Origin of the sequence: Sphingorhabdus pulchriflava, from assembly GCF_003367235.1 — a bacterium.
Taxonomy (GTDB): Bacteria; Pseudomonadota; Alphaproteobacteria; order Sphingomonadales; family Sphingomonadaceae; genus Sphingorhabdus_B; species Sphingorhabdus_B pulchriflava.
This window is the reverse complement of sequence record NZ_QRGP01000002.1, coordinates 1-26,235: the sequence shown is the minus strand read 5'-3', so window position 1 is coordinate 26,235 and position 26,235 is coordinate 1. Positions and strand designations below refer to the sequence as shown.

Below are 26,235 nucleotides of genomic sequence, written 5' to 3'. Positions count from 1 at the left end.
TCAATAAACCGACGGAAGGCCGGCGCCCGGTACATCCACATGCACCGTAAACAGTCGCCCGGTTGGATTGCCCGCCATCACCGAGCGGTCATAGCTGTCCGAGGCGGTGATCAGCAACGTGCGGCCATCGGCTCCGCCCAGGGCAACGGCAGTGGCCAAGGTGGTGCCCATGTCGACCTCCTCCAGCACAGCACCGCCTTCGGCGACCCGCACCACCCGGCCATGGCCAGCGACCCAGACGGCACCGCTGGCATCCAGGCACATGCCGTCCGGCATCTCGCCCGGCAGTGCGGCAAAGCAGGTGCGTTGGCTGAGCGTACCATCGGCGGCGAGCGCGAAGGCGTGGATGCATTGATCGAGCGAGTCTGCCACCAGCAGGCGCTTGCCGTCGGGCGTGATCACCATGCCGTTGGGGAAATTCACCTCCGTCGTGGCCACGGAAACGCGACCATCGGCATCGACGCGGGCCAGCGCGCTGGGCTGGGCTGTGCCCTCACCGCGGGCATAGGCGACGAAATCGAAACTGACCGTATCGATGAAGCAGACGCCCGATGCCGTGCGCACCATGTCATTGATGCCATAGGGCGCGATTTCGGCGAGCGAGGCAATCATTTCGGGCACAGCATCGGGCTGATCGAGCTGGACCCGCACCAAGCCCCGGCTACGCGCATTGGTGACCAGCAGCGTCTTGTCGTTCTCAAATGCCGTGCCTGAAACCCAATCAGGCCCTTGATAGACCTGCTGGCGCTGGCCATCGGCGGAGACCGCAAACACCTGGCCGCGATCGATATCGCTCACGATGAATTGCCCGCGGCCGGCGTGCCAGCGCGGCGCTTCAGGAAAGAGGAAGCCTTCGGCAAACAAGACGGGGGTATGCTTCATGATGACGTTCCTCAATATTGGCGTTGGAGAATGGTGACGACGGCCGCGCCTTCTTCGATGCCGAGCAGGCCGCCGCTATTTTCCTGCAGCGCGGTGCGCGCGCCGCTGACCTGGCGGGCGCCGGCGGTGCCGCGCAGCTGCTGGGTTAACTCATATATCTGGCCGAGGCCGGTGGCACCGATGGGGTGGCCCTTGGATTCAAGTCCGCCCGACGGGTTGACCGGGATGCGCCCGCCGATCCGTGTCTCGCCGCGCTCGGCCAACGGGCCGCCGTCACCCATTGCACAGAAGCCCAGCAGCTCGGTCATGAAGATCTCGCCAAACGCGGCCGCATCATGGACTTCGGCGACATCGATATCGTCTGGGCCCAGCCCGGCACGGTCATAGGCGGTCAGCGCCGCGCGCCGGGCCACATGCGCTTCGAAATCGGCAAAGTCGCGCGTGGTGGCCGAGGTCAGCTCGCACGCCTTGATCAGGATGGATGGCGCCTGTCCCTGCAACTTTTTCAGTCCGGCATCGGTGCACAGTAGCACAGCCGCCGCGCCGTCAGACAGCGGCGAGCACATCGCTACTGTGAGCGGATAGCCCAACGGCCGTGAGGCCAGCACCTCATCAACCGTCATAGCTTTGCGGAAATGGCATTTTTCATTGTGGACCGAATGATCATGGTTCTTGGCCGCCACGATCGCCAGCTGGCGTTGCGTGGTGCCGAAGCGCGCCATGTGGGCGCGGCACAGCGCTGCATAGATATCCATGAAGCGGGTGCGGTGGCCGTCGCCGGATCGGCCATCGACGCCGGCGCCCAGCCGCAGCAGATCATTAAGCGCTTCGTCCCCGGCGCTGACGTCCATGCCGCCTTCAAAGGCGCGTACGACGGTGGCGCGCTGCGCCTCGCCGTCGAAGACCATCTTTTCCACGCCCACGGCGAGCACGATATCGGCGGCACCGGAACGCAGGTGCTGGCAGGCCAGCCACAGCGCGGTCGATCCCGACGCACAGGCGTTTTCGACATTGACGATCGGCACGCCTTCAACGCCTGCGTTGCGGAGCGCGATCTGGCCGGGGATCGACAACTGGCCTTCAAGCAGACCCTGCAGCGTGTTGGAGAAATAGGCGGCCTGCACGGCATCAGGCGTGACGCCGGCATCGGCCAGACAGGCCGCGACGGCCTCTGCGGTGAGCGATTTGACCGTGGCGCCTAGGTTGGGGCCGAACTTCGTCATCGCGACGCCTGCGATATGGATGGTGGTCATCTTTTGCTTTTCCTCAAATGGGCCATCGCTCGGTCTCTCTCAATAGCGGCCAAGATCATGTGCAAACACAACCGGCCCTTTCCATGTTTTCTTAAGCTCCGCCTTCGCCGCTTTCATCCGGTCAGGCGTGATACCGATATGCGTGAAGACCACCCGCTTCACGCCTGCCGACTGGGCCAGTTGACCGGCAGCTTCTGGGCTCAAATGATGCTGGGCAAAATGCGCGCGTGCCGCATTATAAAAGGCGGCTGGCGCATTGGGCCGACTGGCGCGAATTGCTGCGACTGCGGCGTCAAGGTCAAGAATCGAAGAAACCAGCACATCCGCACCGCGCGCCAGTGCGATTACAGGCTCGCTCGGACCAGTATCGCCGGTCAGAACCACACTGCGCCCGGGAAGCTCGAAACGCAGTGAAAGCGATTGTGCCTGTGCCGAATCGGGTGCGTTGCTGTCGGTGAGATAATGCTTATTGGCGACCGCGCGCACCGACACGCCTTCAATGGTCAGCTCGGCACCGTCGCCAATCTCGACCACTTTCACTCCATCAGCCGGCGGCCGCAGCGGCGCGCCCGGCAAAGCGGGACTGGTAAGCTTTAGCGGCTCCATCGCGGCGACTAGCCCCGCAACCAACGCCTGCGTCCCGGGTGGCCCATAGATGGTAATCGGCGGATCCATCAACTGATACCGACGGGAAAGCAGCGCAAACAGCCCGCCGATATGATCGGCATGGATATGGGTGATCACCACAGTTTTGAGCGGTACTGAATCAAAACCGGCGCGTGCCATTTGCTCGACTGTGCCGTCGCCAGCATCGACCAAGATCATACCGCCTGCCCAGTGGAGTAGTGTTGCAGGCTGGCCGCGTAACGGGTTCGCCATCGGTCCAGCCATGGTGCCAAGCGTGACAATCTCAGGCGGCGCTTCTCTCGCGTCGGCTCTGCCCGGACCCGCCATGACTGCGGCGGAGAACAGAACGCCTAGTGTCGCAAGAAGCGCTGCACTTGAAAATCGTCCCCCTCCGCCGCGCATCGATCAAAACCCGAACCGGGCAGTCACGCCCACCTGACGCGGTGCGCCAAGGAAGCTCTGATAGCCGGATGTTGTTCCAAAGAAACTCAACACGCCCGATTGCTGCACGATGGTTTTGTCAAACAGATTGCTCGCCCAGAATGCCAGGTCCAGCCCATTGTCAAAGCGCATGCCCATCCGTGCGTTCACAAGTGCGAAGGCTTTTTGAACATGGCGCGGATCAAGGCTGGCGCTGTTGACGTTTGCTTTGCTCTGCCAGTTCAGATCGGTGCGGGCGTAAAGCTCTCCCACCGACAACTGATGCTCATATTGCAGTGCGCCGGTCATTCGCCACTTGGGTGCCAGCGGCAATTGAGAACCGGACAGATCACAGCTGGTGAATACCCCTGTCGGAGTTGGATTGGCATTGGGCGCACGCCCAAACCAGCAGGCACCGCCCGTATATTGGCGGAACTTGGCATCGATATATGCACCGCCCAGATTCATGGTGAGGCCATCCGCAAGTCGGAAGGTTCCTTCAGCCTCCATGCCAGTGACCCGTACCTTGTCCGCATTGTTGACCAGATATTGCAAGCCAACAAAACCGGCGTTCTGGTAGTTGGTGTAGTCAGACCGGAACAGGCTCACTGCCAGACGCGCCCGGCGATCGGCCAGGTCGAACTTGCCGCCCAGTTCCCAGTTATCGACCTTTTCGGCACCGAACCCACGCTGGGCAGGAACGGCGTTACCGAAGCCGATATTGTGCCCGCCCGACTTGGTGCCGCGGGCAAAGCTTGCATAGATCAGCGTATCGTCATTCGGCGTGAAATTGGCGATAACGTTCCAGGTAACATTGTCGTCCTTCACCTCGGGCAAGGCGCCATTGATCCTGACGCCTGCTGGGAAGGTTGCCGCGGGCACCAACACTGCGGTCAGGAAATTCACGCCTGCCAGCGGGTGGCCTGCGGGCAGGTTGGGGTTGGGGGTGAAAGTCGCTCTGTTATTGATTGAGGCCTTCTTGGTCTCGGTCTGCCAGCGCAGCCCGCCGGTCAATGCGAACATGTCGCTGAATCGATAGGTCGCCTGCCCGAACAGCGCGAAATATTTCGAGCTTGCACGGGAATCCAGGAAACCCTTGTCGCCATTCTGGCCGTAGACAATTAGCGGCGACGGCGCACCTGGGATGGAGAAGCGGGGCGCGGCGGCCTGTACTTCGAACATTGGCGTCTGGCCGCGATCACCACGCTCAAAGCTGGTGTCGAGATAATAGCCACCCACCAGCCATTCGAAGGTGTCTCCGGTCGGCGAAACCAGGCGCACTTCCTGTGAGAAGGAATCGCCTTTTTGAGTATCGCGGAAAGTGAACAGCGGCAGCGAGACCTGATCGATGTCAGTCGCCAACAGTCCGCTCTCATACTGCGACCAAGCGGTGATCGAGGTAAGTGTCGCCATTCCGAGATCGGCCGTGATCGTTGCCGAGGCCATATCGAAGCTGCTGTTCGACCGGTTCGGGTCGGTGGTGCAGATAATCCGGTTCGAAGGGTTATTGTCCGGGCAGGCCGTCACGCCGAAAAGCGCATTCAGTGCCGCGTTGTTGTCGAGCACGAAGCTGGGCTCAGGCGCAACGCCGCGATAGAGATCGGGATTGATGCCGTTGCTGTCTAAAACTTCGCTGCGCGCCGCTGTCAGGTTGAGGGTGACAGCATCGCTCAGGTCAAACTCGGCCTGCCCGCGCAGGGCGTAGCGCTTCACTTCGTTGGCCTGCTCGGCGCCTGGCGCAAGATTGCGGAAGCTCGCCCCCGCATCATAATAGACCCCGGTCAAACGCACCCGCACATGGTCCGAAAGTGGACCCGTCAGCGAGCCAGCGAAGCGCATGGCAGTAGCATTCCGGCCACCCTCGATATTCGACAGCGACGCTTCGACGCTGCCGCCAAATTCGTCGGATGGACGAGCCGAAACAACGCTGATCACCCCCGCCGTGGCATTCTTGCCGTAGAGGGTGGATTGCGGTCCCTTGAGTACTTCGATCCGCGCGATGTCGACCAAATCTTCTACGCCCAGACCGGTGCGCGGCAGATAAACGCCATCGATGAACAGCGCGACGCTTGGTTCGAAGGTCGGGATGTTCGGATCGGTGCCGAGGCCGCGGATGCGGTAGCTTTGTGCAAGCGGCTGGTTGTTGGAAACTGTGGCCAGTGAGGGGACTAGGTTGGCGAGGCCGTCGATCCCGATTGCACCGGCATCGCGCAGCGTTTCGCCGGAAACAGCCGAGATGGCCATCGGCACATCCTGTAGTGACTGTTCGCGACGCTGCGCTGTAACAACAATTTCCTCCAAGCCAGCTTCATCGGCATTCGAATCCTGCGCCATTGCAGGTGCCGCCATCAACGCAACTGCAATTGAAATGCTGCTTGCGCATGCAAGCCTGAAATTACCCTGTGCCATAGACAAAACCTCCCTATCCCGCTGAAGCAGCGAGTGAATTGAACATCCTTTTTGTATTTTAAATTAAGGACTTAAATCATGGCCCGGTCCCTACGGGCTTTTCCAGGTCACGCAGCACCAGCCGCGTAACCTCAATCAACATTTCTCTGAAATCCGCACGGCTAAAACGCGTGTTTTCCAGCCTTTGCTCGGCGTGGACACCGACCATCATGACAAGGATCGATGCAGCGGCGATATATGCGCGCCGTCCCTCGGATCCTGTTTCCCGCGTTAACTCCGCCGCGATCATCTGACGCAGATGTTCGTGAAAATCGGCATAAACAGGACCGATGGTCGAGTTATCGCCAAACTCAACCAACATTCTTGCGAAAAAGTCGGCCGTTGTTGAATTGTCAAACGCGCGGTCAAGGCGTTGGATCAGATCAATAGTCCCGGAATTTTCGGCAGGCACCAGATTTGCTTTGGCGCGCTCCAATGCTTCCTCGAGACACGCCTCCAGCAAACCTGCCTTGGTTTTGAAATGGAAGAATAATGTGGCCTGACCATAGCCTGCGTGTTCAGCGATCTCATCGGTCTTGGTGCGGGCAAAGCCCTGCTTGCCAAAGATCAGTGTCGCCGAATCAAGAATCTTGCGCCGCGCCTCAGCAGAATTTTTGGAAACGCCACGAACCCGCGCTTTTGCAGGCGGATTTGGAGTCGATTCGAGTTTGTCAGCTTTTCCCATGATGCACACATGCCACAAGCAACCCAACTGAGCAATAACTTAATTGAGTCATAACTCAATTAAGTTATGAATCGGAATCCATCGGCGAGTGCCTAATCGAGCATGAGGGGATTTACGTGGAATAGCGTCCCGCCAACTGGATTAGCAGGTGAATGGACGGTATCTAGCATGAGGCAATTTGGTTTAACCGAAGGTTCACAAAGTTAGCGACAGTAGCCGAGACGAATGTCGGGTTTTGAGAAAGTCATCACGGCCGACGAACGTCGCAAATGTCTCGAAAGCCGACATTCACCCCATACCAAACATCCGCCGTTGCTCCTCCCAATCCATCGGAATGCCTGAGTTGAGCAACAGATCTGGCGTGATATGCGGCGGTGCCTTGCCTTGCAGCAACATCTTCTGAATATCCGGCGCGAGCAGGCCGATCGCCACCCGCTGCCGTCCCCATTCATTGATGGGCGCCGTCATATGTATATGGTCGTCGGGATGGAGCGGTGAAGCATTGAGCTTTTGAAGCTGCCGATGCGACTTGCGAATGAGATCGACCAGCAGTCGCCGCCGCTCGCTATCGTCGATAATGTGGTCTGGCGCGGATTGCGTACTGCCACGCCGGGCTGCTGTGCCGTTGATGGTAACGATCAGATGATGTCCATCGATTAAAGCGGTAGGATCGATCTGTTGCGCGCGGTCGAGCACATCCTCATCAATCTCGTCCGCGCCAAGCAGAGCGGCCAGCTCAAGCCGCACCCTGAGCTTGGTATCTTTGACGCGAACACGCGCTATGGCTTTGAACACCGCTTCGGCATCGGTTCCTGGTGGGTGTGCTGGCAAGAGCGACAGGAGCGTCGCACCGATAACGCGTTCCAGCCGCGGTGCAGATAGGCGTATCCCGCTGCGATTATGACCGTTGGCGGACTGGCCGATGGGAAGCAGCGTCTCGCTCACATAATAGCGGTAGATCTTCTTACCTCGCCCATGCCCGAACGTCGGACGCATCGGGAGATTATCGCTATCGAACAATTTGCCCGTAAGCGGTGAGGCTGTGGCCTTCTCCTTGCGCTTTGTGCGCTTGACGCGATTGGCCGCGAGCTTTGTTTGTACGGCATCGAACAGTTCATTTGTGATGATTGCCGGATGCTCGCCTTCATAGGCTTTGCCCTTATGGACGATCTCTCCGAGATAGATGCGGTTGCCCAGTATATGATAGATGGCTCCGCAGCTGAACCGGTAGCCACCCAGCACATTGCCTTTGGCGGACGTCCAACGTTTGGTCCGGTGGCCCCTCGCATCGAGCTCCTTCGCCAACGGAAGGACCGAGCCCAGTTCGAGATAGCGGCTGTAAATGTACCGAACGAGTTCGGCCTCGTCTTCGACGATGAACAGCTTCCTGTCCTTCACATCATAGCCGAGCGGTAAATTGCCACCCATCCAGATCCCGCGCGCCTTGGAAGCGGCGATCTTGTCGCGTATACGTTCTCCCGTCACCTCACGCTCAAACTGTGCAAAGGACAGCAGCACGATCAAGGTGAGGCGTCCCATGCTGCTGGTGGTATTGAACGCCTGTGTCACACTGACAAACGAGACTTGATGCGCATCGAACTTTTCAACGATGCGGGCGAAGTCCATCAGGCTTCGGGTAAGCCTGTCCACCTTATAGACAACCACTACATCGATACGCCCTTCTGAAATGGCTTTAAGAAGGCTTTTAAGGGCAGGGCGCTCCATATTGCCGCCCGACCAGCCCCCATCATCATAATATTGGGGAAGGAGAGTCCAGCGTTCACCGGCCTGGCTCAATATGTACGCTTCGCACGCCGCTCTCTGGGCATCGATGCTGTTGAACTCCTGCTCCAGGCCTTCCTCGGTCGACTTCCTTGTGTAGATAGCACAGCGCAGTTGTTTCATCGGACATTCTCGCGGCGCAGGCCAAAGAAGCGCGGGCCATTCCAACGCTGGCCGGTGATCAGTCTCGCTACCTCCGACAGGCTGCCATAGGTCGCGCCATCATAGAGGACGCCCTCCACAAGCATCACGACCTCATGACGCTTGCCCGCATAGTCGCGCGCCAGTCTGGTTCCTGGTTGTTCGGCAACCATCACCAGCGGCCGCTCGCTACCCAGCAATCGAACCGTAACTGCATCGAGTCCGCCAAAGGCCTCCGCTTGCAATCGCCACGCCAGCACTCGGCGCAACAGTTCGACCGAACGCTGTTTGGGCGGCGCACCGAAGCGGGCCGCCCACAGCATCCGAAGTTCAGACAAGGTCATCGATTGAAGGCTGGCGACCTCGTCACGGACAGCAGCCTGTTTCTTAGCCTTGATCATGCGGTAGGCTTCACCGACCAAATGGTAGTGTTTCCCTCAACATGCTTTTCGACAACATGGCCTTTCTTGCGGAGGCCCGTCATCGCAGCGCGCACGGTGTGCGATTGCCAGCCGGTTGCCTCGACCATCTCCTCCAAGCTCGCGCCGGTTCCGGTCTGCAGGAGGGTCAGAAGCTGGGCTGCTTTGGTCACGCGCGGAGTGTCTACTGTGACATTCGCTCCCGCGCCATTTGCTGATTTTGTCATGATTGGTGTTTCCTGGTTCGAGAGGAGCAGCACATTGCCGCCCCTACCGACCAAGGCCTGACCATTGGGGATGGTCAGGTGTGCGGCGCGTCATCGACAACGCTATGCGCGTTGCAACCAATGCTTCGTTTGGTGGGGAAGTCCAGTGGCTAAGGAAGTATCCGAGACATTCACGACGTTGGGGACTGACAGCGAGGCTCACAAGCATGACATTGTACCCTGTGGTTCGCTGTATGGTCAGACTCCGGCATTCCCATTCAACCAATATGGCAGAGCAATACCCAGCCATCTGATACTCAGGCACGTGATAGGCGGTGCCACATTCAAGAAGGTGCTGCACACCTTCATGGAACGCCAGCACGGAATGTAGCCTTTGCAATGAGGTATATTCAACCGCTGCAACGATGCAGGCGTCGGGCTAGATGAGGGTCACAACAAAGGTGGCGTTCAAACTATCCAGATCAATAACTAAGACGGAATGGCCATGCCAAACCCAAGCCATCTGGACTAGCTGATTGCAGCAGTTGCAAGCCTAACGTTCCTGAGATTTCCGATACTGGCCCGGGGTTGCGCCAAACCATTTCCGGAATGAACGACTGAAGCTCGAAAGATCGGTAAAGCCGAGGGATTCGGAAATCTCTGACAGCGGAACTGACGGCAGGCTGATCATCTCCGTCGCCATTACCCGCCTTACATCTTCGGAAATGATGTGAAAGCTAAGGTCGTTTTCCGCTAGCATGCGCAACATGGTCCGTTCGGAAACGCCTTCCAACGCCGCAATTTGTTTCAATCTCGGAACGCGTTTTTCCTGAACCAGCGCGGTTTTTATGTATCGGCGGACCCGTTGCTCGATATTTGGGACTTCACTGTCAGACTCCAGGTTTTGGACGCGGTCGAGAGATAGCTCCCAAAATGAACGATCGAAGGTGACGTTAGGCAGGCTGAGCCAGTTGCTTTGGCCAATTATCCGGGTCGATGCCACGCCCGATTTAATATCCCGGGACAATATCCCTATTGCTTCGACGATTCCAGATTCAGGTTCAAAATCGAGTTCGAACCGCAAAACATTTTGTGATTTCGGAACAAAACGAATGATAACATGCGCCATTACAGCAAAAATTGATAATGTATAAAATTCACGAAAAATTCCCGGTGGTGCACATGATCTGAAAATAATTTCGAATTCATCATCTATTGGATTTATATCTATTTCTACATGTGGATTATTTACCACAATTATCCTTCTTAATATATGCAGCGCGTCTGCCAGCGTTGGTGCGGTCACGAGACCCATCGCGCTTATCGGCCCGTTGATTACACCGAAAAGGCTGACCAACTGCGAAATCATTGTGGCTGAATATCCATGATCCAGCATATTCGCCATTATTGTGAGGTCGGCTTCCACGCTGATGCGATCAGGAAGCAGCTCGGTATTTTGAAACGAAGTGCCGTCAAACAGCCAATCCGCCCTATCGCACAACTCTGCAAAATGTCTCAGTTGTCCAGTCAACACCATCTTTTTGGCAGCATGGCCAAGAGCGATAATCGTTGCTCTTGCATCATCCCGAGCCGAACTTCGTCCGTCTGCTAAGCCTTCTACATTGCTGCCGGCTAAAGTCCGGTTGCCAATGGTTGAGACAGCTCTTTCAACCTCAATGTGCTCCATCCAAAATTAGCCCTTGCACCTGCAAAATTTGCATCAAAGTTTTGGCGACAAATATTCTATGCAACTTTGACGATCCAAATAGTCACTCGGGACATCTTGGAAAGACCGTGGATGCTGGCGACACTCGTGATTGGCACCATTTGTCCACTATGTGTCAGCAAATGTAAATTGTGTTTCTACGTTGAATGACCCCACTCATTGTCAGAACTGAACAGGACGGTTCCGGGGGGCATTTATGAGCGACCGAATTCCGGTTTTTGAGCGCGGCGACGATGATTTTCCCTATTACAACGGCCTGCCAATCACGATTTCAGGTGTCAAATGGCTGTTTGTCATCGCTATGGCGGCCGCAGGCTTTGCGCTGCTGACCGCCAAAATAGCATGGCCTGGCGGCACATGGGGACAGTTTGTACCGGCCATATTGTTTTTTGCCCTTCCATTGGCCGGACTTGCGATCGTCGCACCGCAAGACTGGAAGGCGATTTTCCGTAAAGTTGGCGGTCGCGAGATCAAGCAGATGTTCGGCTACGCTGCGCTGAACATTTTGGTTTCGATGGCGATCGGCATGCTTGTCATGAAGTTTTTCGGCGTCGTCTCCAATAGCGCAGTGGCCGATATTGCCAACCTCAGCCAGGCCGACGCCTTCCTCTACTATCTGAAAACTGGGCTGCAACTTTTCGGCGAAGAATTGATTTCCATCCTTCCCTTCCTTGCAATCCTGTATCTGCTTTTTCGCCATGGCAAATTATCGCGGAACAAAGCGATCATCGCCGCATGGATTTTGTCGGCAATCCCCTTCGCGCTGGTGCATTTGCCGACCTATCAATGGAACTGGATCCAGTGCCTTGTGGTTATTGGAGGCGCTCGGTTGGTGCTGACACTCGCCTATATCCGCAGCAAGAATATCTGGGTGAGCACAGGCGCACATGTGCTCAACGACTGGACACTGTTCACCATGAATGTGCTCGGCGCCGGACTGGCGACAGCGCAATAACCAAGTCTCACTAAACACGGAAGGAAATGGATGATGATCAAACGGACGATGCTGGGGATCGTTTCAGTGTTGGCAACTGCGGTTGCCGTCGGCCTGCCGAGCGCGGCGCAGTCGCAATATTATGGCGATGACAATGGCGACACCAATCTGACACTGATTTGCTGGGGCGAAGGGCGCAAACCCGGAACGCAATATCGCAACGGCTATGAATGGAACCCGCGCCGAGATCGTTATGAGTATCGCGGACGGATTGAATCGGGCACACAAGAGTTTGATTCAGAGGTTCAGCTCGAATTTCATGACGGATTGGGTCGCATCCATCTTACCGGTCGCATGATTCCGCCGATTCATAGTGGAGGTCGCAGAGGTTGGTGGGATTTGACCAACGTGCGCTTCACCAGCGATCGGATCACTGCCCGCTATCGCCTGAACGGCGCGAACAAGCCAAAGGTCGAGATCAATCGCCGCACGGGCCGGATTAAGATCGATGGCATCGAAAAATTCCGCGGCGAATGTGACGCGGGCGAATGGGGCGATGTCCGCAACCGGTTTTGACCTTCAGCACCCGGCGCCGGGCGCCGGGTGCGACTTACCGGGTGAGTGATCAGGCCGCCCTTGCGCAGCCAGCAAAGGATTGAACATGGACCAAGCTGCCTACCAGAAACCGTCAATTCTGCTTCGCATTGCGCAATTTCCGCTGGTCCGCCTGATTATATTGGGCGGCATCATCTTTGTTTTGATGGGCGTGACCAATGGCTTTCGCGCGCGTGTTGCGGATGATCTGTTGAAATCGCTCGGCGTTGTCATCGGCATGGCCGGGTTGGCGGCCTTAATCTATGTCGGCTTTGTCCGCTTTGTCGAACGGCGCAAGGTCAGCGAATTGTCGCTATCGGGCATGGGTAAGGAATTGGGGGTTGGCGTACTGGTCGGCTCCGGCCTGTATACCACATGCGTCCTCATACTCATGCTGCTCGGTATCTATAGGATAGAGGGGTTCAATCCTGCCTTGTTCATGCTGACTGCACTGCCCATGGCCATCAGTTCGAGCATTTTTGAAGAGTTGCTTTTTCGCGGCGTGCTGTTCCGCATCACAGAGGAAGCATTGGGCAGCTGGTTGGCGCTTGCCATCTCCTCGCTTCTCTTCGGTTTCATGCACCTGTTAAACCCGCAGGGAACGCTCCAGGGGGCAATATTCATTACGATCGAGGCAGGTGTCCTGCTGGCCGCCGCCTATATGGTCACGCGCCGCCTGTGGATGAGCATCGGATTCCATTTTTCCTGGAATTACACGCAGGAAGGGATTTTTTCCGGTATTGTTTCGGGCGGCGAAAGCGACCCCGGGCTGATCAAACCGGTTATCGAGGGGCCTGAATGGTTGACTGGTGGCAGCTTTGGGCTTGAATCCTCGTTCATCGCATTCCTTTTATGCACGACCACAGGCGTTGTGCTGCTGTTATTGGCAATCCGGCGCGGCAATTTGGTGCCATTACTCGGCCGCAATAGGTCGGACTAGGACTCGACGCGCGATCAAACTTGCAAGCAGGCAAGCGCCAAATTGATCGTCACATTCCGCAGTCTTTATTTGGGTGAAGCGCGCTGTGAGTTGGTCAAAATCCGGCATTTTTGGCATCTAATGTCCAAAGCTTGTCGCCAAATGTACTATGGTCGCGCTGCACGGCATCACCCATAGTTCGCGTATCGAATTGTAACTTAGGACTCTGTTTGGGGTGGAGGACTTTATGCGGACAGTGCGTACGGCTGGCAGGCTTACTGGTTTGATTTGCGCCTTGGCATTATCGTCGGGCGCATTAGCTGCCGATGACAGCGCGCAATCGCCTTCCTCGCCACCTTGGCAAATCTCTGACGAGCAATCGAGTGACGAACTTTATGTTCCTCGCGACATTCAGGCGACGTACGACAAGGGCACGCGCAGCCGCGACGGCAAGCCTGGGCCTAACTATTGGCAAAACCATTCGACGCACAATATGCGTATCACTGTGTCGCCGCCGAGCAAGCGTATCGAGGGTGAGCAGGAAATCATTTATACCAACAACAGCCCTGACATGCTGCCGGTCCTCATTTTTCGCATGTATCTGAACGCCCATCAGCCAGAGGCAATGCGTGACCGGCTTTATCCAACCCAGTTCCTCAACAAAGGTATTACAGTCGAAGAATTTAGTATCGACGGGAAAGCGATGCCATGGAACGATCCGGCAAATCCGTTAGCGTCGATCAACCAGCCAGGCAGCACAGTCCACGGCATTGCCTTGGAAAAGCCGTTGCCGCCGAAAGGCAGTGTGCGCATTAAGATGCGCTGGAACTATGAACTCACAGCTGATGGCGGATGGAAGGAGGGCTCGCTTGACGAAACTAGCTATTTTCTGGCCTATTTTTACCCCCGCATAACCAATTACAGCGACTATAACGGTTGGGACTACAGCCCATTCACAACCGGCCGCGAATTCAACAATGATTTTGCCGACTTCAATGTCGAAGTAAACGCCCCGCGCGATTTTGTCGTTTGGGCTACCGGTGATTTGCAGAATCCCGCAGAGGTGCTGCAACCTAAAGTTGCGGCGAGCCTGAAATCCAGTCAATCCAGCGACAAGGTCGTAACGCTGGCAGAGGCAGCCGATGTTCAGGCTGGCAGAATTACCACCCGCGCCGAACGGCTTAGCTGGAAATGGCAAGCTTCACATGTGCCTGACTTTGCCATTGCGGTGAGCAACCATTATCGCTGGCAGGCCTCCAGCGTGGTTGTCGACCCGTCCACGGGGCGCCGTACATCGGTTCAAGCAGCTTATCCAGACAGTGCGACCGATTTCAAACCGATGGTCGAAACCGGGCGTCAAGCAATGCAATTCGCTTCGACCAAATACCCGGGAATTCCTTATCCTTGGCCCAAGTCCACAATCGTGCTGGGCAGCGCGGATGAGGAATATCCGATGATGGTCAACGATGACTCGAACGTCGGCAATAAGGAAGCCGCTGAATATCCGGAAAATGCCTTCACCGGATTTGTGGCAACGCACGAAATTCTGCATAGTTGGTTTCCCTTTTACATGGGTATCAACGAGAAGCGCTATCCATTCATGGATGAAGGCTGGACTACAGCTTTTGAATATCTGCGAAATGTCGAAGTCCTTGGGAAGGAAAGCGCGGATCGACTATTCAAGGATATGCGCGTCGTTCGGGCCGGTTGGCCGAGCGCCACATCGGGCAACGAACTGCCCATCATTACACCGCATGATACGATGTACGGACAAGCCCCGGTCTTTGGCTTCAACCAATATGGAAAGGCAGCGCTTGGCTATCTGGCGCTGAAAGACTTAATGGGCAATGCGGCGTTCAAAAAGGCACTGCATGAATTTATGGGGCGCTGGCATGGCAAGCGTCCATTGCCGTGGGATATGTTCAACAGCTTCAACAATGCTGGTGTCGGCAACCATAACTGGTTCTTCAACAACTGGTTTTTCAGTTACAACCATATGGATATCGGCATAGCTTCGGTGCGCAGCGAAAACGGGCAGCATGTCGTGGAAGTCCGCAACAAAGGCGGCATGGCGATGCCGTTCGATGTCGTGCTGAACTATGCCGATGGCAGCAACGAACAGGTGCACCGGTCGCCCGTGGTCTGGAAAGAGACACCGCGTTCAACCACAGTGGCTGTCTCCTCATCGAAAGCCCTGCAATCGGTGTCGGTCGACAGCGGCATTTTTGTCGATTTCTATCCGTCAGACAATGTGTGGAAGCAGGGAGTATCTGCCAGCGGAAAATGAATTGGATCATTGATTAGCAAGGGAAAAAGCAATGAACGGGGAAACTGTATCAAGTCTTTCGCTGCTGCAGAGGATCATGAAATTTCCCTTGGTCTTTTACGGCATCCTCTACGTCATACTGACCTATTGCTATGTCGGTCTGTACTTCATGCGCACGTCCTATGTGGAAGCAATCGCGCCCGGACCCGTCGCACCCATTCTTGCATCCGCCTTAGGCTGCATCGTGATGGTGCTGGTTTACCGCAGTCTTTCCGAGCATATCGAAAAACGCGATGTGCCCGAAGTCGCGGTGCGGCCGATGCTCAGCGAATTTGGATTGGGGTTTGCCCTGGGTTTCGGCCTCTATAGCCTTTGCATCATCATATTGATGCTGCTCGGTGTCTATCGCCTTGAGGGTTTCAACGATCCCAAAATCCTCCTTGTTGGTCTTGCAGCGCCATTGGCCACAGGTTTCTTTGAAGAACTGCTCTTTCGCGGCGGCGTGTTCCGTCTTGCACAAATATGGTTCGGCAGCTGGATCGCGATTGTCATCAACGCGTTGGTGTTCGGCTACGTCCATATGGGGAATGAGGGTTCGACCATGCAGGGTATAATCTCGATCACCATCTGGGCTGGCGTCCTGCTTGCTGCAACCTATATGCTGACGGGCCGATTGTGGTTCGGGATTGGCCTGCACTCGGCATGGAACTACACACAAGGTACTGTCTATTCAGGCATCGTTTCGGGCAATGGCGAAATGAGCGGATTTGCCAAATCGTCGATGGAGGGGCCTGATTACCTCACAGGCGGCAGCTTCGGAGTCGAAGCTTCGCTGGTTGCCTTTTTGGTGTGTTCGACTGCCGGCATCATCATGATCGTGATGGCGAAGCGGAAGGGCAATATCGTGCCGCCCTTCTGGCAACTGACTTCAACCTAATGGCAAACAAAGGGGAAGGTAAACAGACATGAACGGACAAGCCTCGACAACGCCTTTGTGGCTACGAATCCTGCAATTCCCACCCGTCAAATTGCTGCTGCTGGGTGGGATGTTATTCTACTGCATCGGTTTCAGTAACCTGTTCATGTCGGAGAATAAGGGGGCAACGCTGCCCTCCACAGTCGCGGCAGTGGCTATGATCGCTTTGGCCATGGCAATTTACTTCGGCTTTGCCCGATGGGTAGAGCGCCGCGAAGTCAGCGAGCTCGCGCTTCCCGGCATGGTGAAAGAAATGGGTGTCGGAATATTGATTGGGTCAGGCTTATATACGGGCTGCATGCTGATTTTGATGGCCATGGGTATTTACCGAATGGACGGTTTCAATCCGGTTTCCTTCTTGGTTCCGGCGATCGCTTCGGCACTCAGCTCCGGCTTCCTCGAAGAATTGTTGTTCCGCGGCGCCTTATTCCGGATTGTGGAGGAATGGCTGGGAAGCTGGATTTCGATTATCATTTCCTCAGCTGTGTTTGGCCTTGTTCATCTCGCCAATCCTGACGCGACGCTCATAGGCGCGCTGTTTATCAGCGTTGAGGCAGGTTTACTGCTTGCTGCGGCCTATATGGTGACGCGCCGCTTATGGATGAGCATCGGCTTCCACGTGTCTTGGAACTATACGCAATCGGCAGTCTTTGGGGGAATCGTATCGGGCGGAATCGCCGAGCCTGGTCTGATCAAACCAATCCTCAACGGTCCCGACCTGTTGACAGGAGGGCAGTTCGGACTCGAAGCCTCGCTGACCGCGTTTCTGCTGTGCACAACTACGGGTGTGATCCTGTTGGTGATGGCAGTCCGTAAAGGCAATATCGTGCCGCCCTTCTGGCAGAAGTCATCCAGCTGATTGCATGACAGCGCCACATCCTGCCGTTGCAAGATGTGGCGCTACACTGACGCTCAAGGCTTAAATCGAGTCAGCTTGCAACTGATCGAAGCATCTTGAGCGTCAGTCAGAATCAGGCTGCTGCGTTTCTTCTGGAAGGTCAGAAACGGACGCCATCCCGATATCGGCTTGGCGTTCGACGCGACGCCGACAACCAGGCCGGCCTCATTGGCAATGATCACCTCAGCCGGGCTCATAAACGATAGCAGCACACTGGTTCCATTGCTCGTTAAGCGGCAAATGAATCTCTGGTCAGCCGCCGGTAATGGCTTGCCTAGCCGCTCGATCAATCGCTGTCGATCGGCATAGGCCGCCCGCAGGCAGGACAGATGGTCGGTCTGCATTGCACACATGCTGCGTCTGCGAAACCATTCTCCATGGCCCTCGGTGAAACGGTTGCCGCTCGCAAATGGCGCACTATCTGCGGCTGTAATCTGGGCAGCTAACGCACTGTCTAGCGCCTTCAGTTCCGGCGTTTGGCATACAAGCTGGTCGGAAGCGTAAACCGATCGTGCGCAATCGGTACTATATTGTTCGGGCGGCGGCGGCACGGCGTGGAGCGCCGCTGTCTCGCCAAGAACAAGTCCCAAAGTTCCGGTGCAAATTGCCAAGGCATGTTTCATGGCTTTGCTCCTCAGCGCTTTTTAACCGCAGATAGTACGGTCATTTGCTTGCCGCTGTTGTGCGGCAAAACGGGAGCTTGCGTCACCAATATCGTGGTGCCGGGTTCGATGACGGCATTGAGCGAATGCAGGAATTTTTCCGGCAGCCGCAACTGGTTCAAGATAGAAGAGTCGAGCGGCTGCCCCTTTTCGCCATCATGGCCAGGAACACCGGCGAACACCCAGCGCGAGTTGCCGTTAGGAAGCTTCGCATAGGTCAGCACATGCGTCTCGAAATCATTGTCCGGCAGCACGGCCCGAGCGCGGCCAATTTCCTGCCCGTTGCGCAGCACCACCACCCTCTGGTCGCTGTGCGATATGATGATCGACATTGGTCCACTTGGCGAAACTTCCGGCGTCCAGCGATAGCTTTCGTCGCTGCCAAGCGGGACATGTTCGATGCCCGTGCCTTTTTCGCCCTGCGCGGCTAGCACCCCGGCCGCGTGGGTGAGTGACGGATTACCTGCGCGACCAGCCATAATCACCGTCCCGCCCATATGGGTCTCACCAAATAGCAATTTGGCGAACTCGAAGGGCAGATGCACGCAGCCATGGCTTTCGGGATAACCCGGCAAGCCACCGGCGTGCAGCGCGACGCCATCCCAGGTCAGCCTCTCCTGATACGGCATAGGAGCATTGTTGTAGGTGCTGGAACGGTGATGCGCATCCTTTTGCAGGATGGTGAATACACCCGTTGGTGTTTCATGCCCGGGCTTACCCGATGATACCGTCGATACGCCAATGCGCACGCCATTGCGGTAAACCGTTGCCGCCTGTCGCGACAGATCGACATAAACGGTTATCGGACCAACTGGTGCGATTTGCGGAGCCCACACCCATTGGCCGGGCTTCAACTTTTCGGCCTGCCGCGCGAGTTCGATAGCAGAACTCACGGTGGAGCCTTGAGCGAGAACGGGTTGCGTTGATGCAACCAAGAGCAACGCCAAACCCAATTTCAGTGGTTTCAATGCTACCCTCCCTAGGTCGATTATTTGGCCCAATTGCTTGCTACAAAACACGCGCAATGTGAGGCCATCTGATCAATCCGTTCGCCAAAGCCGGGCTTGCCTCGGAGTCATACCGTACCATTGTCGGAACGACCGCCCAAAACTTGACATATCGGTGAACCCTAACGATTTGGCGACTTCGGCAAGGCTGATGGATGTATTTCCAATAATCTGAGACGCAATCAGCCGCCGCTCTTCTTCAACAATCTTGTGAAAGCTTGTGCCGTGGGCAGCCAGAATTCGTACCAAAGTCCTTTCGGAGACGCGTTCGCCTGCTGCGACCTGTTTCAATCGGGGCACACGGTGTTCGGCCTCCATCGTCGTGCGAATAACGGCGCGAATTCGGTCCACAACTTCCGACCGGCCACAATCACGTTCTAGTAGCGCCACGCGGTCGAGCGCGAAATTCCAGAATGCCGGATCGGTTTGAGAGTTCTTGGCTTTAAGCCACTCGGCCTTTCCCACAATTGAATAAACATCAGCGCCAAACAACTTGATGCCAGGCAAGCCGAGTAAAAAACTGGAAGGATTCTGCCGTTTGTTGGCCACGGTTCTAAACTCGATTTCGCCAACCGCGTCGGGGAGGAAAAAACCCACAAAGCGTTGTAAAGTGCACAAATAGGCGGTTGCGGCAAATTCCAACAACGGCCCATTTTCAATTTCGCTCTCGATCACAATGGAAAATTGATGCTCTTCGGTCTGGAATCGCATTTTAACATAGGGCGTGCTCGCCTCTGTCGATCTTTTGGCGAGCAATAAGGCATCAAACAAACTGGGCGCATTATACAGCGCCGGTGCGACCACTGGAGCGCCGGCAATTTTTGTTTCACCTGCCAGCCGCGACAATAATTCCAAGGCACAGCCGTGGTCTACTACATTGGCGATAAGGATCAGATCGTCGGCTACGCTAATTCTGTCGGGCAATCCCGGCCCTGACTCTAACGTTGTACAGTTTTTGAACCAAATGGGCCAATCGAGCCATTCTCCGAATTGCGTCAACACGCCAGGCGGGACATGCCTTTGCGATTTTGGCCCCATAGTTTTGATAGCCGAATACGCATTGGTCAGCGCTTCAACCGAAGGTCGATGTCCAACAAGCGATCCTACAGGCGTAAGACTGCCGTCATGGTCAGAGTTAAAATCGGCTCTGTTTTGCTGCAGTCCCATCTACGTCCCTAAGCTTCCACGCCCAGTTTGGGCTTGAGTTTTCTCGTGAACGCGACCTTGTTTTTTACATTTGATAATCGGCGGCCATTCCGCAGACAAGGAAATTTCCAACCGGATTCAATCACCGACTTGACCTTTTTGGCCAGACTTTGGCCGCGAATGTCCATCGGATGGCATCATTTGTCGATGTCCTGCGATTTTACAATCGGGCAAGTTCGCTTGGCGATATATCCCGCTGCACCGTGCAGCCCGAACGCGGAGGGTGACAAAATGAAGCTTCCTATGAAAACAGTTTTGACCACTTTAACGTCTATATCGGTCTTGACGGCATGCCAGCAAGGTGGGGAAAACCCTGCAGTTGCCGAGGCGGACACAACGAGTTGGCCGACAAGCCTGAATGTCGTGGGCGACGGCTTCCCCAACCCGGGCGATGCTTGCCGCAAGATTGGCGAGACCGAGGCGACGGTAAACTACCTCGACGACAGTGCGACATTGGCAGGCTGCCTTTCCGCCGACGATGCGGCCAAATTGGGTGGAGCAATCGTTGGGACGGTTGACGGCGTAACGCTCGTTTCGGTTCCGATGAGCGCAGCCAAACCCGGCGACGGTGATGGCCAGGGCGACGCCAAGGTGGCTGGCACGGATTACAACGCAACCGCACAGGTCAAATGTTCGGGTTATAAAGGTGCCGGTTCGGGCATGTGCGATGCCGGAGTTGTTCGCAACACCGAAACGGGGACCTATGTCGACGTGACACTGAAAGACGGTACCAAGCGCACCATCCTGTTCGACAAGTCGGGCAAGTTCCTCTCTTTCTCGACGGCCGAAGCCGATGGTACGGCCGCCATGAAAATTGGATCGACGCGCGACGGCGACACAACAATCGCCACGCTGGGTTCGGAACGCTACGAAATTCCGGATGTGTTTGTCATCGGGGATTGATCCGGAATTCGCAAAAAATGGGTTGAAGGAAAGGATGTATCAGCATGGATTTTATGAAGCTCTTCAAGTCGCTCGAAGAACTTCTATACGAAATCATCGTCACGCTGGTTTTCTTTCCCAAAACGCTCTGGCTGACGTTTCGCTATCCGCAGCGGATGATGGACTATGCCGATACCGAGCTGGGCGATGTCCAATCGGAACAGTATAAGGATACACTGAGCCCACCATTGTTCCTGATGATGTGCGTGGGCATCAGCTATCTGGCAGAGCGCGCAGCACCCGGGCCGGAAAACTTGAGCGCGCTTCCTTCTTTCATGCAAAACCCGGAAAATCTGTTGGCTTTGCGGGTGCTGGTATTCAGTCTCTTTCCGTTGATGATGTCATTGCGATTGCTCAATGGATTAAACATTCCACTTGATCGCGATACGCTGCGCCCGCCCTTTTTTGCCCAATGCTTTGTTGCGGCACCCGTCGCGATGATGGTGGGGCTCAGCCAGACAATCCGGCATATGGCGGCACCGCATAGTGGATATGTGGCGAGTGCCCTGCTGTTTGTCACACTCTATTGGTATCTGCGTCAACAAGCCTTCTGGTTCGAGGCAAAGCTGAAGCGCGGAATGTTCCGGTCCTGGCTGATGGGTATCGGGATGGGCATAGTCACCGCCTTTATCTTCGTGGCTTTGGCCTTGATGGTCGTGCTGACAAGAATCTGAATTGGAGGGGCTTATGCAGCAAACATCAAACAGGTTGCTGATTTCGATTGGCATCGTTGTGATCTGGGCGATGATCACGATCGGCGTGGGCAATATCCAGACCAGCGGGAATGTAACCCTGTCCGAAATGGTGACGAGCCAGATATTGTGGGCGACGCCCGCCGCAGCGGCATTCCTGTTGATTATAGTCTGGTTCACAGGCTGGCGCGATCTGGGCTTCAAAGCTCCAAAAACCGCGGGAATGCTAAAAGTTATCTGGCTGCCGCTTTTGTATATAATCGGTTTCGTTTTTTACGGATTTTCGAAAGATTCTGAAGGCTTGACCGCTTCGGTCATCACAATCGTGTTCATCAACACGATGATTGTCGGCTTCAGCGAGGAACTGGCGTTTCGCGGCATATTGTGGGGTGGTGCCCGCAAGGCGATGTCTTTCTGGCCAGCGGCGATCCTGGTTTCCGTCCTTTTCGGCTCGGTCCATATCGCCAACACATTCCTAACCGGCGAATTCAATGAAGCCATTACCCAGGCAATGATTGCAACGATGAGCGGGCTGACATTCCTTGCCATTCGCATTCGAACGGCATCGCTGTGGGTTGCGATGGTTCTGCACGGGCTATGGGACTTTGGCGTGTTTCTGATTGGTTTTGGTGCAGTGAAGGACCCTTCGGCGCACACATCGCTGTTATCGGCGGTACTGGGCGGTATTGGCTTTATCGGCCCGATATTCCTCTTTGGACTGTGGCTGTTGCGTAACGAGCAAGTGCGATCGGGGTGGCGCGACGACAGCGACGCCCAGCATGCGGTCTGAGAATTAGCAGATCAACATAAGGAGGACTGAAATGAAAAAGATCAAGATTTGGGCACTGGCTGCATTGGCAGGCGCTGCTGTTGTTACCTTTCCGGTAGCAAACGTTTCAGCGCAATCAGGGGTAACGCCCACCCGCGTCCAGTTCGCCAAGGGAACCAGTTCCAAGACCATCAAGAGTTCTATTCGCGGAGACCAATCCAAACTCTATGTCGTGAATATTCGTGCAGGGCAGAAACTGACCGTGAAGCTGACCCCGAGCAATGCATCCAACTACTTCAACATAACTGGCCCCGGTGCGGATCAGGCCCTCTTCATCGGCTCTTCGGATGGCAACAGCTATAGTGGCGCAGTGCCGTCGTCGGGTGACTATAAGATTGACGTATATCTGATGCGCAATGCTGCGCGCCGAAACGAAGCGTCGACCTTCACGCTGACGGTGAGCGCTAGATAGTTACAACATTTCGCAACTGTCGCACTTCCCGCACAAAAATGGCGCAAATTGTCTAGTCCATGTCATCAAATGTAAATTGAGACAAATTGCGCTTCAGCCCATGCTGCGCTTGGGAAGATTCGAGTGTTTCAAAGTTGAGGGGTTATTTTATGAAATATTTTGGAAAACTGTCAGTAACGATGATGGCATCGGCTGCGTTGATTGCGCAATCGACAGTAGCTTTTGCGGAGACGCCGGGTTCGGTGCGTGATCTGGTAGGCGCGCGTGCGGCAGGTGGGGAATCAACCCTCGAAGATCGCGGCTTCACCCTGCACCATGGCACCACGAAAAATGACAGCAAGATTGGCTATTGGTGGAATCCCAATACCAAGGAATGCGTCAGTGTGACGACCTATGACGGCAAGTTTGAATCGATCAACAAGGTCAGCGGATCGGATTGCGGTCAGCGGTCGAACAAGAACGATGCTGGCGTTGCCGTGGCCGTTGGCGCAGCAGCAATTTTGGGAGCAATCGCGCTCAGCCACAAATCCGATCATCATAATGACCGCAACCATTATAACGACTCTCAGCGCGAAGCTGAATATGAGCGTGGATATCGCGACGGGCTCTACAACCATGCCTATCACAACTATGGTCGCTCAGATGCTTACTCAGATGGCTTTTCTGCAGGTGTCGAGCAGCGCGGGCATGAAACGAGCTATCGCAACAACAACCATTATAGCGGCGGCTATGCAGCCAATGTCTATGTGGGCGATCTCAATGGCCAGACCCGGGATTATGCTACATCACAGCTGATGAGCCGCGGTTTCATGATGCGAGATGACAAGCGCACCGATGATGGCCGCTACCGTACCTTCTGGAACGGCAGCTCAAAACAGTGCCTCGTGATGGTTTCGCGCAATGGATATGTGAGTTCTCTCGATCATGTGTCGAAAAGCACATGCCGCGATTGACCCCGTGGTAACTTCCAGTACCCGAGAGAAGTAGACTGTGGCGAAGCTGCTAGGTACACACCCCTTGAAGCTTCGCCATTTTTTTGTTGCGGGTCTGGCGTCGGTTGCTGCTGCGGGCTTTGCGCCGGCGGTTGCACAGGCTGGCTCTGAACAGCCATCTGAATTTGAAATGGCCGCGCATGCTATCGTCAGCGGCGTGACGGTTTATGATCCTGCACAACTGTTGAAATTTGCAACGGCCCATGCAGTTGCAGCCGATGGCAAAGCCAGCCCGGAAGCAATCGCCGCCGCCATCGAGCAAATTTACCGCGAAGACGGTTATTCACTGGCACAAGTTTCCTTGGCCTATAGCCAGGAAAACAACCCTGTCTTTCGCGTAGATGAAGGGTCGCTGAGCGCAATCTCGATTAGCGGGCTTCGGTCTGGCACCGAAAAGCGGGTGCGCCATTACACCGAACAGCTAACGGCAACAAAGCCGGTCAAGCAAGCTGATCTGGAACGCGCTTTGGCCCTATCGTCCGACCTGAGCGGGGTCACTTTGGCCAGCCAGGTTTTGCCCGACCCTTCAGGTGCCGGATCGATCCTTGCGATAAGCGGGGCTGAAAACAGATCATCCGGTGCAGCGGGAATCGAAATCGTCCCCATTCGTCCCGGATCGGCCTTACGCGGGTTCATCGTGCAGGAATTTTACGGCGTTGCCACGGGTGGTGACATGGTCCGCCTTCTAGGGCAGGCAACGCTGGATCGAGGGGATGACTGGTCGATATCAGGCTTGGCCTATTACCGGACACCAATTGGTTTCGATGGCACTTATATCGAGGCAATGGGCGGCAATACCGTCGCACGCAGGGATTTTGCGAACATCACAGGGGATAGTCGGCTGACCGGATGGAATGCAGCATTCGTTGTCGGGCATCCGGTGCAGCGGAGCTTGACCGACTTCACCTATTTGCTGGCTGAATATGAATTTGTCGATGCACGATCGCGCTTTCTGGGGCAGAAATTGCAAAGCAGCGCCCATGCAATCCGTCTGCGGGCGCTTAAAGGGGCGGACTATGCCGATGGCAGCCTGTATAGGGCGGCGATCACATTCAGCGGAGGAACGCGGCCAGAAACCCCGGCCGGAAACTTGGCAGACGGTGCAAAGACTTTCGGGCATGTGCGCAGCGAAATCGGGCTTTCTGTTCCGCTCGATAAGCACCAACTGACCAGCCTGAGGGTTGAGTTTCGGGGACAATGGGCATCGTCCCGTTTGCCCGAAGTCGAGCGCATCGCGCTGGGACATGCGCCTTTCATGCGCGGTTATGCCCCCGCAGAAGTCGCTGGTGATCGGGGATATGCCGCCACTGTCGAAGTCCTGCATAACATTTCGACCGGGGGCAAGTTCGTGACCGAAATCGCACCCTTTGCGTTCGGAGCGGTGGGCTATACCGATGTCCTCAAACCGCGCGTGGCAGAGCGTACTCAAAACACCGTCGCCTCAATCGGCGTGGGTAGCAGTTTCACGATCAAGGGCGGAGTTCGCCTGTCAGGATGGGCCGCTATGCCATTGCGCGATGGTCCGCAATCCCGTTCCGCCAATCCTGCCTTTCGCGCCAGCCTGACCGTGGGGTGGTGACATGCGGATAGGCAGCAATATGCGCTGGACGTTGTTGGGAGCGGTCTCTGCTGTCGGCATCGCCTATGTCAGTAACGCCAATCCACATCACGGCTGGTGTGTTGGGGTCGGCAACCCGCACAACAGCAACAGTTGCTCTTCATCCACGCCGGTCTGGACGCCTCCAACCGACCCACACCCTGTTGTCACACAGTTACCGCCCAAGCCCGACACACAAACACCGCCGCAAATACCCGTTCCATCGATATCCTATGTCCCCAAGCGCCCTCCAAATAGCCGGCACCCGGTGGTCATTGTGCAACCGCCGACTAGCCAACCCACGATCACTCTGATTGCAGAGCCAACCCCAACGATCATTTTTCCAGGTGGGGCCAATGTGCAGCCTCCCGTCACCCTGCAAAGCCCGCCTTTGCTGCAACAATCCCCCCAGGCTCCACAGCAAGGGCCTGTAGTCCAGCCCCCTGTCCTACAACCCATGCAGCAACCGCCACTGCCGCAACCGCAGATCCCGCAGCAGGTGCCGGTGCTTCAACCGCCCGTGCAGCAGCCTCCGGTCGTACAGCCGATCCTGCAGCCGCCACTGCCGCAACCACAGATCCCGCAGCAAGTGCCAGTGCTCCAACCGCCGGTGCAGCAACCGCCAGTCGTGCAGCCGATGCAGCAGCCGCCACTGCCGCAACCGCAGGTCCCACAACAGGTGCCGGTGCTCCAACCACCCGTGCAGCAGCCTCCGGTCGT

General features: G+C 56.0%; 25 protein-coding genes. 12 read left to right on the top strand and 13 right to left on the bottom strand.

The genetic code is table 11. The annotated features are described in order from the left end of the window. From DXH95_RS10795 to DXH95_RS10755, 9 genes are all read right to left on the bottom strand, one after another. Positions 1 to 882 (bottom strand): SMP-30/gluconolactonase/LRE family protein, encoded by an 882-nt coding sequence (locus DXH95_RS10795; RefSeq protein WP_115549563.1) that lies wholly within the window; start codon positions 880 to 882, stop codon positions 1 to 3. 11 nt (positions 883 to 893) lie between these two features. Continuing rightward, entirely contained in the window at positions 894 to 2,135 is a 1,242-nt protein-coding gene (locus DXH95_RS10790) for a thiolase family protein (protein ID WP_115549562.1), read from the bottom strand. A gap of 39 nt (positions 2,136 to 2,174) precedes the next feature. Beyond that, positions 2,175 to 3,089 carry an MBL fold metallo-hydrolase gene (locus tag DXH95_RS10785; RefSeq protein WP_181883649.1) on the bottom strand — a complete coding sequence of 305 codons (915 nt, stop codon included), beginning with the start codon at positions 3,087 to 3,089 and terminating at the stop codon, positions 2,175 to 2,177. Positions 3,090 to 3,167: 78 nt separating this feature from the next. Then, complete coding sequence (locus DXH95_RS10780; protein ID WP_181883648.1) at positions 3,168 to 5,531, bottom strand: TonB-dependent receptor; 2,364 nt, start codon at positions 5,529 to 5,531, stop codon at positions 3,168 to 3,170. Positions 5,532 to 5,667: 136 nt separating this feature from the next. Further along, positions 5,668 to 6,315, bottom strand: coding sequence for a TetR/AcrR family transcriptional regulator (locus DXH95_RS10775; RefSeq protein WP_115549559.1), 648 nt, complete (start codon positions 6,313 to 6,315; stop codon positions 5,668 to 5,670). Between the two features lie 288 nt (positions 6,316 to 6,603). Then, positions 6,604 to 8,220: a recombinase family protein gene (locus DXH95_RS10770; protein WP_115549558.1), complete on the bottom strand. Its 1,617-nt coding sequence runs from the start codon at positions 8,218 to 8,220 to the stop codon at positions 6,604 to 6,606. Then, positions 8,217 to 8,639 (bottom strand): DUF2924 domain-containing protein, encoded by a 423-nt coding sequence (locus tag DXH95_RS10765; protein WP_115549557.1) that lies wholly within the window; start codon positions 8,637 to 8,639, stop codon positions 8,217 to 8,219. Before DXH95_RS10765 ends, DXH95_RS10770 begins: the two co-directional genes overlap by 4 nt. Beyond that, positions 8,636 to 8,884, bottom strand: coding sequence for a DUF3489 domain-containing protein (locus DXH95_RS10760; protein WP_115549556.1), 249 nt, complete (start codon positions 8,882 to 8,884; stop codon positions 8,636 to 8,638). Before DXH95_RS10760 ends, DXH95_RS10765 begins: the two co-directional genes overlap by 4 nt. Positions 8,885 to 9,416: 532 nt before the next feature. Then, positions 9,417 to 10,550: a helix-turn-helix transcriptional regulator gene (locus DXH95_RS10755; protein ID WP_115549555.1), complete on the bottom strand. Its 1,134-nt coding sequence runs from the start codon at positions 10,548 to 10,550 to the stop codon at positions 9,417 to 9,419. Positions 10,551 to 10,785: 235 nt separating this feature from the next. Here DXH95_RS10755 and DXH95_RS10750 point away from each other — a divergent pair, with 235 nt between their 5' ends. From DXH95_RS10750 to DXH95_RS10725, 6 genes are all read left to right on the top strand, one after another. Beyond that, positions 10,786 to 11,544: a CPBP family intramembrane glutamic endopeptidase gene (locus tag DXH95_RS10750; protein WP_115549554.1), complete on the top strand. Its 759-nt coding sequence runs from the start codon at positions 10,786 to 10,788 to the stop codon at positions 11,542 to 11,544. A gap of 30 nt (positions 11,545 to 11,574) precedes the next feature. Continuing rightward, positions 11,575 to 12,099, top strand: coding sequence for a hypothetical protein (locus DXH95_RS10745; RefSeq protein WP_115549553.1), 525 nt, complete (start codon positions 11,575 to 11,577; stop codon positions 12,097 to 12,099). A gap of 85 nt (positions 12,100 to 12,184) precedes the next feature. Next, entirely contained in the window at positions 12,185 to 13,057 is an 873-nt protein-coding gene (locus DXH95_RS10740; RefSeq protein WP_115549552.1) for a CPBP family intramembrane glutamic endopeptidase, read from the top strand. A 226-nt stretch (positions 13,058 to 13,283) separates the two neighbouring features. Further along, the gene (locus DXH95_RS10735) at positions 13,284 to 15,323 is read left to right on the top strand and encodes a M1 family metallopeptidase (RefSeq protein ID WP_115549551.1); all 2,040 of its coding nucleotides are present in this window, start codon (positions 13,284 to 13,286) and stop codon (positions 15,321 to 15,323) included. Between the two features lie 76 nt (positions 15,324 to 15,399). Beyond that, on the top strand, positions 15,400 to 16,239 hold the full coding sequence (locus DXH95_RS10730; protein WP_181883647.1) for a CPBP family intramembrane glutamic endopeptidase: 840 nt from the start codon (positions 15,400 to 15,402) through the stop codon (positions 16,237 to 16,239). A gap of 28 nt (positions 16,240 to 16,267) precedes the next feature. After that, positions 16,268 to 17,137, top strand: a complete 870-nt coding sequence (locus DXH95_RS10725; protein WP_115549549.1) for a CPBP family intramembrane glutamic endopeptidase — start codon at positions 16,268 to 16,270, stop codon at positions 17,135 to 17,137. Between the two features lie 53 nt (positions 17,138 to 17,190). On the opposite strand, the gene DXH95_RS10720 is transcribed toward DXH95_RS10725, so the two are convergent. From DXH95_RS10720 to DXH95_RS10710, 3 genes are all read right to left on the bottom strand, one after another. Further along, a complete protein-coding gene (locus tag DXH95_RS10720; protein WP_115549548.1) occupies positions 17,191 to 17,799 on the bottom strand; it encodes a lysozyme inhibitor LprI family protein in 609 nt (202 codons plus the stop codon). 11 nt (positions 17,800 to 17,810) lie between these two features. After that, positions 17,811 to 18,806, bottom strand: coding sequence for a L,D-transpeptidase (locus DXH95_RS10715; RefSeq protein ID WP_181883646.1), 996 nt, complete (start codon positions 18,804 to 18,806; stop codon positions 17,811 to 17,813). 72 nt (positions 18,807 to 18,878) lie between these two features. Beyond that, positions 18,879 to 20,012, bottom strand: coding sequence for a helix-turn-helix transcriptional regulator (locus DXH95_RS10710; RefSeq protein WP_115549547.1), 1,134 nt, complete (start codon positions 20,010 to 20,012; stop codon positions 18,879 to 18,881). A 282-nt stretch (positions 20,013 to 20,294) separates the two neighbouring features. Here DXH95_RS10710 and DXH95_RS10705 point away from each other — a divergent pair, with 282 nt between their 5' ends. The 6 genes from DXH95_RS10705 (at position 20,295) to DXH95_RS10680 (ending at position 25,497) form a co-directional block, all read left to right on the top strand. Continuing rightward, on the top strand, positions 20,295 to 20,954 hold the full coding sequence (locus DXH95_RS10705) for a hypothetical protein (protein ID WP_147291726.1): 660 nt from the start codon (positions 20,295 to 20,297) through the stop codon (positions 20,952 to 20,954). 44 nt (positions 20,955 to 20,998) lie between these two features. Then, positions 20,999 to 21,667 (top strand): hypothetical protein, encoded by a 669-nt coding sequence (locus DXH95_RS10700; protein WP_115549545.1) that lies wholly within the window; start codon positions 20,999 to 21,001, stop codon positions 21,665 to 21,667. Between the two features lie 13 nt (positions 21,668 to 21,680). Further along, positions 21,681 to 22,475, top strand: coding sequence for a CPBP family intramembrane glutamic endopeptidase (locus DXH95_RS10695; protein WP_115549544.1), 795 nt, complete (start codon positions 21,681 to 21,683; stop codon positions 22,473 to 22,475). Between the two features lie 31 nt (positions 22,476 to 22,506). Further along, positions 22,507 to 22,926, top strand: a complete 420-nt coding sequence (locus DXH95_RS10690; RefSeq protein ID WP_115549543.1) for a DNA breaking-rejoining protein — start codon at positions 22,507 to 22,509, stop codon at positions 22,924 to 22,926. Between the two features lie 149 nt (positions 22,927 to 23,075). Then, a complete protein-coding gene (locus DXH95_RS10685; RefSeq protein ID WP_115549542.1) occupies positions 23,076 to 23,879 on the top strand; it encodes a hypothetical protein in 804 nt (267 codons plus the stop codon). 64 nt (positions 23,880 to 23,943) lie between these two features. Then, on the top strand, positions 23,944 to 25,497 hold the full coding sequence (locus DXH95_RS10680; protein WP_147291725.1) for a ShlB/FhaC/HecB family hemolysin secretion/activation protein: 1,554 nt from the start codon (positions 23,944 to 23,946) through the stop codon (positions 25,495 to 25,497). 389 nt (positions 25,498 to 25,886) lie between these two features. On the opposite strand, the gene DXH95_RS16130 is transcribed toward DXH95_RS10680, so the two are convergent. After that, positions 25,887 to 26,235 (bottom strand): hypothetical protein (locus DXH95_RS16130; protein WP_220272291.1); only part of this gene is annotated, 349 nt, incomplete at its 5' end.